Origin of the sequence: Methanosarcina sp. A14, from assembly GCF_001729375.1 — an archaeon.
GTDB classification, from domain to species: Archaea; Halobacteriota; Methanosarcinia; order Methanosarcinales; family Methanosarcinaceae; genus Methanosarcina; species Methanosarcina barkeri.
In genome coordinates this window covers 1-5,980 of the sequence record NZ_LZPK01000328.1, presented here as the reverse complement: position 1 = coordinate 5,980, position 5,980 = coordinate 1, and the positions used below count along the sequence as shown (strand labels likewise).

Annotated in this window: 6 protein-coding genes and 1 pseudogene; 2 read left to right on the top strand and 5 right to left on the bottom strand. The window is 37.1% G+C overall.

The annotated features are described in order from the left end of the window. Positions 1–57: 57 nt before the first annotated feature. On the bottom strand, positions 58–573 hold the full coding sequence (locus A9239_RS14130) for a deoxyuridine 5'-triphosphate nucleotidohydrolase (RefSeq protein WP_048120380.1): 516 nt from the start codon (positions 571–573) through the stop codon (positions 58–60). A gap of 290 nt (positions 574–863) precedes the next feature. On the opposite strand from A9239_RS14130, the gene A9239_RS14125 reads away from it, so the two are divergent. Beyond that, positions 864–2,969 carry a DUF2341 domain-containing protein gene (locus tag A9239_RS14125; RefSeq protein ID WP_048120378.1) on the top strand — a complete coding sequence of 702 codons (2,106 nt, stop codon included), beginning with the start codon at positions 864–866 and terminating at the stop codon, positions 2,967–2,969. A 173-nt stretch (positions 2,970–3,142) separates the two neighbouring features. Here the strand turns inward: A9239_RS14125 and A9239_RS19095 are convergent. The 3 genes and pseudogenes from A9239_RS19095 to A9239_RS14115 all read right to left on the bottom strand — a co-directional run. Then, positions 3,143–3,279 (bottom strand): annotated as a pseudogene (locus A9239_RS19095) (DUF4277 domain-containing protein); the annotation flags it as partial. A gap of 16 nt (positions 3,280–3,295) precedes the next feature. Then, entirely contained in the window at positions 3,296–3,478 is a 183-nt protein-coding gene (locus A9239_RS14120) for a hypothetical protein (protein WP_048102588.1), read from the bottom strand. A 279-nt stretch (positions 3,479–3,757) separates the two neighbouring features. Next, the gene (locus tag A9239_RS14115; protein ID WP_230628823.1) at positions 3,758–4,003 is read right to left on the bottom strand and encodes a hypothetical protein; all 246 of its coding nucleotides are present in this window, start codon (positions 4,001–4,003) and stop codon (positions 3,758–3,760) included. Between the two features lie 568 nt (positions 4,004–4,571). On the opposite strand from A9239_RS14115, the gene A9239_RS14110 reads away from it, so the two are divergent. Further along, complete coding sequence (locus tag A9239_RS14110) at positions 4,572–5,168, top strand: flavodoxin family protein (RefSeq protein ID WP_048154246.1); 597 nt, start codon at positions 4,572–4,574, stop codon at positions 5,166–5,168. A 262-nt stretch (positions 5,169–5,430) separates the two neighbouring features. Here A9239_RS14110 and A9239_RS14105 read toward each other — a convergent pair whose 3' ends face one another. Then, the gene (locus tag A9239_RS14105; protein WP_048120375.1) at positions 5,431–5,892 is read right to left on the bottom strand and encodes a hypothetical protein; all 462 of its coding nucleotides are present in this window, start codon (positions 5,890–5,892) and stop codon (positions 5,431–5,433) included. Positions 5,893–5,980 lie beyond the last annotated feature (88 nt).

Here is a 5,980-nt window from a genome sequence, read left to right as displayed (position 1 = left end):
GCTATGGCTGAATAGTTACAAAAAAGTATAGAAAAAACTTAAACGTTTTTTAATGACTTATTTTGTATTTTCGTTCTGATAAATCCCTGAATACCCTTTTTCTACTTCAGCTTCCAGAGTATAGAATAAAAGCTGCATAATTCTGGCATCTTTTTTTAGCCTGAAGCCTGCAGTGTTATAAACCACCAGCATCGACTCGCTGCGACCTCTGTATCCTGCATCCCATACCGCGGTTTCAAGAGTAGCTCCGCAGCGAATAAGAGTTGACCGCGGCTTTGCAATCGCAGCCAGATTCATGGGAATATTCACAATCTCATTGAATAGTACCTTGTAAATCCCCTCAGGCAGGTGAATCCAACCATCATCCCCAAATTCAAGTTTTTTCCCATCTGGAAGCTTTCTTTCAGAATTATCAAAATCCACAGCTCCAGAACCTTCTATTGTTTTTACTTCTTTAAGGGTAAGCTCAAGTCCGTTAGGCTGGATCTGGGTTTCTATATCAATGGCATTTTCAAGCAAAGGAGGTTTTGCCTGTATAAGTTTTCTCAGTTCGGTGCTGGATAGAAGCGTCATCGGAACTGTAATTGCAAAGATTCTTTATTACTGTTTCGGATTTCATGTTATGGTTTTATCCTTATCTGGATATTATTCTTTTTTATTTCTTAATTTAGTTACTAACATTATTATTTTTATTATTCTTTTACAAATATTATTCTCATTATTATTTTAGACACGAATTTATGAAAAGATTTATTCTTATCAATAAATAATCACTACCTATCAAGAAATTCATAATCGTTACCTATCATGAATTCATACTAATGCTCAATCGAGTTTAATAAAGGGCTTGCGAGAGGCTTCTAATGATGACAAAAAGATATACTGCATACGTGATTTTCTCTGTATTTTTCATATTCTTATTAACAGGTTGTGCCCTGGCTGCCACGGGCGGCACGTCAGGTATTTCCACAAAAGATAATTCATGGAATAGCTCCACGGAAATCCTAATTACTGAGAACGCTGGTAAAGACCTGCAAGAGTACCCTGTTGCTGTTGTTTTGAACTCTTCGAATTTTAACTTTTCAGAGGCAAAAATTGATGGCTCTGACCTTCGATTCTCCTCCGAAAATCGAACACTCAATTACTGGATTGAAACCTGGGACCCTGAAAACGAGGAAGCTCTTATCTGGGTCAGGCTTACGTCTCTTTCTGCGAATCAAACCACTAAGATTCTTATGAGGTATGGGAACCCTGTGGCTGAAGCCGTAAGCAGTGGAGAAAAAACTTTTGACTATTTTGATGATTTTGAGGGCAATTACCTTAACGAACTTGACTGGAATGCTGAAAGTGCGGGAGGAGGACTGGTCGAGGTTAAAAACGGGATCTGTAACGTCTCGGCTCCCAAGGTCCATGCCTATGATTCATCCACGATCTACAGCAAAAAAAGTTTTGAGATCAATTCTATATTTGTGGTCAAAAGAATGAAAGTCACCACAGGTAAGGATAATAGAGGGCCTGTGCTGCAACAGGGTTTCATAGACAAGATAGACAACAAAAAAAATGAAATCAAGCATGAGACCGAGCTTGCCAATGAAAGTCGAGTGAATCTGGAAACAATTTACGGGAAGCAAAAAAAGAATTTCTATGATCTTACTGATGTCAATGTTCCTGAAGGAGAATGGTATGTCTCAGGACTTGCCTGGTATGAAGAGAACAATACTCGCAAGATATCCTGGTTTAAAAATGGTGTCCGTGATCCGAGAATGGACTTCGTCTCAAATGATTCCGTAACCAATTCCCCAATGCATGTTTACCTGTATGCTGCTTCTTACAAGGATTCTTCGAAGAATACAGGCTATATGGCAGTAGATTATGTGCTGGTTCGAAAATTTGTTGGAGAAGAACCCACAGCGAAGATTATTTCAGTTCAGAAAGAAGGTAATTCTTCAGAAAGCGTTTCTGAAAATCACTCTGGAAACTCTTTGGGAAATTCTTCAGGTGGCACCTCTGAACAGAGTATCTCTGAAAACAACTCTGAAAATCACTCTGAAAACGTCTCTGAAGATAACTTTGAATATAGCTTTAAAAACAGCTCTGAAAACATTTCCGAGCCTCAAACCGCGGTTGGACCCAGACCGAATTCCGAAACTTCCGGAATCAGGCTTTCTTCCCCGTACGAGTTCAATTTCTCTGCCCTTGTAAATGAACTGAATTCCTCAGGAATAGACACGATTTTCCTCAGCGTAGACAACGAAGATGTATGGCAGTATGAACGTTTTGTGAAAATGGCTCATGAAAAGGGGATTTCCGTGCATGCCGTGCTTCTGGAAGATGTAAATTGCACAAAAAAAGGAGCTGGTAACCTCTGCCAGAATACTCTGAACACAGTACTTGATTATAATGAAAAATCCCTTGCTCCCTTTGATGGGATTGATATCGATGTAAACTCTTCTGCCTGGGAAAGCTCTGAGGAAAACGCAATCGATTACAGGACACTGTTTGAAACAGCCGATGAAGAGACTAAAGAAAACGTATCCATCTCAGCAAGCCTTCCGCTTAATTATAATGCGTCGCAAATCAAGGAAATCGCTCCTTTTGTTGATTTCTTTATTATCAAGGCTTATCCCGGCGAAAATAAAAAGCTTAATTCCGTTTCCAACATTGTTGACGCCGTTGCTCTGGAAATGGGAGAAATAAGAGGTGCAGGCTCAAGAGGAATAATAGAAATCTCTGTGGAAGAAGACTTTAAGGATAAATATTCAATACAGCAGCTTTTTACCGGCCTGGCAGACTATTATTCCAATGATTCGGCTTTTCTGGGAGTCTCGATTTTCAATTACAATACCTATAAAGGACTGCCTCAAACACAAACAGAAGAGAAGGAGTTTCCAATTCCCGGATTTAACACCCTCACAGTGATTCTTGCGGGGCTTGGAGCTTTTGCCCTTTTAAATGGAAAGAAAAGTTAAGAGCCGATCATGAAAGTCAGTAATATATATTGAAAAGTTACCAGGGCTTACGTTACCAGGACTTACGCGGTTTAAACGAAAACTCAATAGAATTAAACCTTCAACTACCTAAAATATGCCTTTAGCCGCAGCGTCTATTGAGCTTGAGTTTTCACATTCAGTGCGTAAGTCCTAATGTCATCATTAAGGTATTTTCCAATGACACCTTTTCCCGGTAACCTTTCAGCGGGTAAGTTTTCAAAAAAAGCAGGAATAGGTAAAGACGACGCTCGGTAAACCCTAAACTGTTAATGTACATTGCCTTAAGAACATAAAATAACTATAAGTCATATTATTTCGCGGCTTACCGGCGTAACTGAAAACCAGCGTACATTTCTAAGTGGGATATGCCGGTTTTTGTTGTCATTCAACATCATCCATAGAAGATCTAAACCAAATCTAACTTCTGTGCAGTCAAATGACTCATAATAGCCATCCATCCACCTGACATTTACTTTTATATTAGTCATATAGCCGACCTCCTTATCACATTTTATATGACGAAACGTAAAACCCCTTAGTTTTAGCTCAGGGAATATAAGCGTCGACTTCCTCACGTTCTCTCGTTATGGATTCTGTAAACTTACCTGTATTATTAACATTAATATGTTTTATAAATAGACACCACAACCCAAAATATGAAAACCAAGTTGAGGGAGTTGGAGAACAGAATATCTCTCATACCTGGACGTCAACAAATTTCGACGTTGTAATAAATTTTAATATTGTTATTCTGTTGAATTTATTTTTTATTTCATCATTTCTTGTACCTTTCGAATATCAACTATGGCTTTTTTCTTTAACTCGATCATCTTTTCCTCATTAATTACTTCATTTTCCATCCATTGTGTCATGATCTCCATTCTCATTATCATAACTTTCTTTTTCTGTTCTTCAGTTAGAAGTCCCCATATTTCAGTCATAAGTTCCACAATAGCAGGCATCGCTCCAGCATGCATCATTGTGTGCGATCCCATTGAATGTCCTTTGTCCATGTTTACTTACCCCCTTTAATGAAATTTATAAAACAAAATTTTGATAACGTCTATGATATCATATATGATACAATTATTATTTTTAGAGACTTTAATCTCTTCTGGAATCACCAAACTTTACCATTGATTCCGCTAGCGATTAACTGCAATTAATCAAAAGTGAAGAAAATGATAGAAAGTCTCGATTTCAAATTGTATCACCTGAAGTTTAGTATTTTAATGAATATAACACTAAGAGAAATATAAATACGGAATGAATATTAATCGAGGGTCAAAATCATAGTATGCCTAACTCAAAAAAGAGTAAGACTGCTCGGAGAGAAGCTCATATTATGGCAAACTTTTGATCTGAAGCTCAATTTCCAAAAATATATGCCTATTCTTCAATTTTAGGACTTAAGCGCTTGAAGTACAAAATCAAGCACTTTCTATGTCTTTATTCCGAACTTCTATATGAATTTATAATTTTTTTAAAGAAGAGATACTTTTTTATGTTTATCAATCATTTATACTTTTGTTATACTGTTTAAATTTTTAACTTTCTAAACTCTTCAACGGGGGTCTTAACATTAAAATTCTTGGATTGGTGGGTAGTCCTAATATCAATGGAAACACTGCAAAGCTTGTAAATGCGATTCTCGACGGAGCTGCCGAAAAAGGCGCAGAAAAAGTAATTTACAATTTATCATCTCTAAATATTAAAGGTTGTGACGCCTGTTTCAGATGCCAGGAATCAGGTTGCTGTGCAATAGACGATGACATGCAGGAACTTTACCACGAAATCCAGACTGCAGATACTATTGTACTCGGCTCTCCTGTTTATATGTGGCAGATGACTGCCCAGACTAAACTCTTAATTGACCGCCTGATAGCCTTCTTAAAACCTGATTTTTCAAGCAGGCTTGATAATAAAAAACTGATCCTTGTGTTTTCCCAGGGCAGTTCGGACAGGGACGCCTTCAAGCCATATTTTGAATACACAGCCGGTCTTCTCTACTATCTCGGCTTTGATGTCCTGGAAATGGTTATTGCGGCAGGTACGGATAATCTAAAAGTCTCATTCAGGCCCAAGCTGCTTGAAAACGCAAGAGAACTCGGAAGTTTGGTCTCGACTTCCTCTCTTACGGTTCCAGAGTTTAGAAAAGGTGAGTCAAGCCTGGCCTAACTTCTTTTATTTTTTTAGTTTAATTTTTTATGTTCTTGGTATTTACTTCTCTAAATTTATTTAATTAATTTAAATCTGTTTTACTCACTTTAAATCTCTTTTTCCCTTATGGTTAAGAAAAACTGTTTTTCAATTATTTGAGCGGATTGATTTATTGTAATCTCCTGAAATGTACTTAAAAGGATTAATTTTGCAAAATTGCATTTATTAAAGGATTTTACGAGCATATAGTCTTAAATAAATCAGATTAAAATGTTAACCTTTAAAATAATATTTTACTGAAAAAGAGCTTGAAGATTACGAGGATCAGAATAAAAAGTCCAAATCCCATCTTGATGAGCGCTTTCCCACGCTCAATGGGCTCTTTTTTGGCTTTAACCGCTCCATAGCAGACCTGACCCACTCCAATTCCGGAGGGAAAAACCAGCGGCCACATATAGATCCAGCTTTGCAGGTTTCCTGTTACGCGCTGATAAAAAAGAACAAAGCCGAGCATGTTAAGAGTCCAGCTCAAAGAAGCAAGCCATTCTCCTAGTTTACTTTCTGATTCCATAGCTGTAGCAAAGAAAAACATTCCCATTACTAGAAAATAAAAAGGTAGAGTAAACTTTCCAGGGTTAATTTGTTTAAAAACGATAACTGCAAAAATTGCTGCAAGAAGCATAAAGATAAGTGCAGCAACTATTATACTATGGTCTTTTCTCCCTGTCAGATTCTCTCCCATGCTACCCCAAGCCAACAGGTTTTATTTCATAATATTTATTTATGTAATTATAATATAATATACTATAATATATTATATTATATTATAT

What these genes read in the sequence shown, in the direction of transcription:
- A9239_RS14130 (WP_048120380.1), bottom strand. Translation starts at nt 573, where the DNA reads ATGACGCTTCTATCCAGCACCGAACTGAGAAAACTTATACAGGCAAAA.
- A9239_RS14125 (WP_048120378.1), top strand. Translation starts at nt 864, where the DNA reads ATGATGACAAAAAGATATACTGCATACGTGATTTTCTCTGTATTTTTC.
- A9239_RS14120 (WP_048102588.1), bottom strand. Translation starts at nt 3,478, where the DNA reads ATGACTAATATAAAAGTAAATGTCAGGTGGATGGATGGCTATTATGAG.
- A9239_RS14115 (WP_230628823.1), bottom strand. Translation starts at nt 4,003, where the DNA reads ATGGACAAAGGACATTCAATGGGATCGCACACAATGATGCATGCTGGA.
- A9239_RS14105 (WP_048120375.1), bottom strand. Translation starts at nt 5,892, where the DNA reads ATGGGAGAGAATCTGACAGGGAGAAAAGACCATAGTATAATAGTTGCT.